Annotated in this window: 3 protein-coding genes; all 3 read left to right on the top strand. The window is 32.0% G+C overall.

Annotated elements, in window-relative coordinates; all coding sequences use genetic code 11:
* Positions 1 to 1,562: S8 family serine peptidase (locus tag AACZ53_RS14360; RefSeq protein WP_339839864.1), on the top strand; the 1,562-nt coding region annotated here is incomplete at its 5' end.
* 30 nt (positions 1,563 to 1,592) lie between these two features.
* Complete coding sequence (locus tag AACZ53_RS14355) at positions 1,593 to 2,537, top strand: nitronate monooxygenase (RefSeq protein WP_339839862.1); 945 nt, start codon at positions 1,593 to 1,595, stop codon at positions 2,535 to 2,537.
* A gap of 5 nt (positions 2,538 to 2,542) precedes the next feature.
* Positions 2,543 to 2,893: hypothetical protein (locus AACZ53_RS14350; RefSeq protein ID WP_339839860.1), on the top strand; the 351-nt coding region annotated here is incomplete at its 3' end.

Raw genomic sequence — 2,893 nt, 5'->3', positions numbered from 1 at the left:
TTGCACAAGAACAAGATGCTTGGGTTTACTTTACCAATAAACCTAATGCTTCAACCTTTTTAGCAAATCCATTAACAATGCTTTCTCAAAGAGCATTAGATAGAAGAACAGCTCAAAACATTCCTTTAGATATAACAGACGCTCCTGTGCATCAACCATTTATTGACCAAATTGAAGCAATTTCTGGAATAACAGTTATGGCAAAATCAAAATGGCTGAATTCAATTCATGTAAGAGGAAGTCAATCAGATATTCAAGCCTTGTTGAATTTAACTTTCGTGAATTCAATTGACTTTGCAAATGATGCTTTAAATACCAGACAAATACAACCGAAAGACAACTTATACAGCAAGGTAAATAAACAATTGGAAGAATTAGTAACATACAATTATGGAAATTCTGAAAATCAAATTCAAATGCTTAATGGTCATTTGTTGCACCAGCAAGATTATACTGGACAAGGAAAAATTATAGCAGTTTTAGACTCAGGTTTTATTGGAGTTGGTTCAGTTTCTCCTTTTCAAAATTTAATCACAAACAACCAAATATTAGGTGGCTATAATTTTCCTGACAGAAATACTAATTATTTTTCTCGTCATAATCACGGAACTTCTGTTTTGTCTTGCATGGGAGGATTTGTTGATGGACAATTAGTTGGAACAGCTACAAATTCACAATATTATTTATTTATTACAGAAGATATAAATTCTGAAAATCCAGTTGAAGAATCCTATTGGGTTGAAGCAGCAGAATTGGCAGATTATTACGGTGTTGATGTTATAAACAGTTCTTTAGGTTATTTTGGATACGATAATCCAGCCTATAGTTACACTTATAATGATATGAATGGAACCACAGCTTTTGCATCAAGAGGAGCAGATATGGCTTTCTCTAAAGGTATTATGGTTGTTATTAGTGCTGGAAATTCAGGAAATAGTACTGAACCACATGTTGGAGTTCCAGCAGAAGCAATTAATGCTTTAGCAATTGGTGCTGTTGATAGTAATGAAACTATCGCAAGTTTCAGTTCAATTGGTCCATCGTTTGACGGAAGAGTAAAACCTGATGTTTGTGCAAAAGGACAATTAACTACAGTAAGTAATACTTCAGGAAGCATAGTTGTTTCTAATGGGACCTCATTTTCAAGTCCAGTTATGGCCGGAATGGTGGCTACGTTTTGGTCAGCTGTTCCTTCTCTTACAAATGTTCAAGTAACTAATTTTATTAAACAATCTGCAGATTTATTTGCTAATCCAACAATTCAAAAAGGATATGGAGTTCCAGATTTTCAGTTAGCCTTGACAAATGCTTTAAATTCAATGAATTTTACCATAGAAAATCCGATTTTGTATCCAAATCCTGCAGTAAATCAAATTACTTTAGCAAGTGAAATTAAAAACGGAAATCTATTGTTATATAATAGTTTAGGTCAATTAGTAAAAGAAGAAAGTATTACGCAAAAAATACAGAATTTTGATGTGGAGAACTTAAATTCAGGAATATATTATTACCAAATATCATCGCCAAATATAAATTTAAAAGGTAAAATTATCAAACAATAACTTTTACCAATAGAATAAACTCAACGATTAATGAATAAAATTACAAGCCTTTTTGAAATAAAGTATCCAATAATTCAAGGTGGAATGATTTGGAATAGCGGATACAAATTAGCAAGTGCTGTCAGCAATGCTGGTGGTTTAGGACTAATTGGAGCAGGTTCAATGTATCCAGATGTTTTAAGAGAACATATACAAAAATGCAAAAAAGCAACAGACAAACCTTTTGGGGTAAATGTTCCAATGCTTTATCCAAATATTGAAGAAATTATCCAAATTATTATTGAAGAAGGTGTAAAAATCGTTTTTACTTCAGCAGGAAATCCAAAAACATGGACACAACTTTTAAAAGACAATGGTATAAAAGTTGTTCATGTGGTTAGTAGTGCTAAATTTGCCATGAAAGCACAAGATGCTGGAGTAGATGCTGTAGTTGCAGAAGGTTTTGAAGCAGGTGGACATAATGGTAGAGATGAAACAACAACCTTAACTTTAATACCAATAGTTAGAGAAAAAATTAATATTCCGTTAATTGCTGCTGGTGGAATTGCTACAGGAAGAGGAATGATGGCAGCAATGATTTTAGGTGCAGATGGAGTTCAAATGGGGACACGTTTTGTTGCATCAATAGAATCAAGTGCTCATGCAGATTTTAAAACTACAGTTATAAATGCTAATGAAGGTGATACACAATTGACCTTAAAAGAATTAGCACCAGTTAGATTAGTAAAGAATAAGTTTTATAATGATGTACAAGAATTATACGCAAAAGGTCCATCAAAAGAAGAATTAGAAGCCTTATTAGGCAAACGAAGAGCAAAAAGAGGTATGTTTGAAGGTGATTTAGTTGAAGGTGAATTAGAAATCGGACAAATTTCAGGCTTAATTCACGATATTTTACCCGTTCAAACTATTATAGATAATGTGATGAATGAATTTCATCAAGCCCAAAAAGAAACACAACAATTTCAATTTTAATTCAAATGAGCAAAAAGCTTAAAATAGTAGTATTCGTTTTATTCATTGGTTTTTCATCTTATAGCCAACAGTTTTTATTTAAAACAACAAGTTTTTCAGTTACAGAAAAGAACAGTAAAGGAAAATGGACTGAATGGACAAAACCAGCAGAAGCTGAAATGATTATTAAAATTGATGGAGTAAGTCATAGAGTAGTTGTGTATTCTGAAGAAATTCAACTTTTTAATATAATCAAATACAACGAAGTAAAGAAAACAGAAACGGATATTATTTCTTCGTATAATTGTGTTGATAATAATGGTATTGAGTGTGTTGTATCGGTTTACACTAGAAGAAACCAAAACAACAGAAAACAA

The organism is uncultured Flavobacterium sp. (assembly GCF_963975005.1).
Lineage (GTDB): Bacteria > Bacteroidota > Bacteroidia > Flavobacteriales > Flavobacteriaceae > Flavobacterium.
Note: the sequence above shows the minus strand (reverse complement) of the source record. Positions and strands in the feature narration are given on the sequence as shown.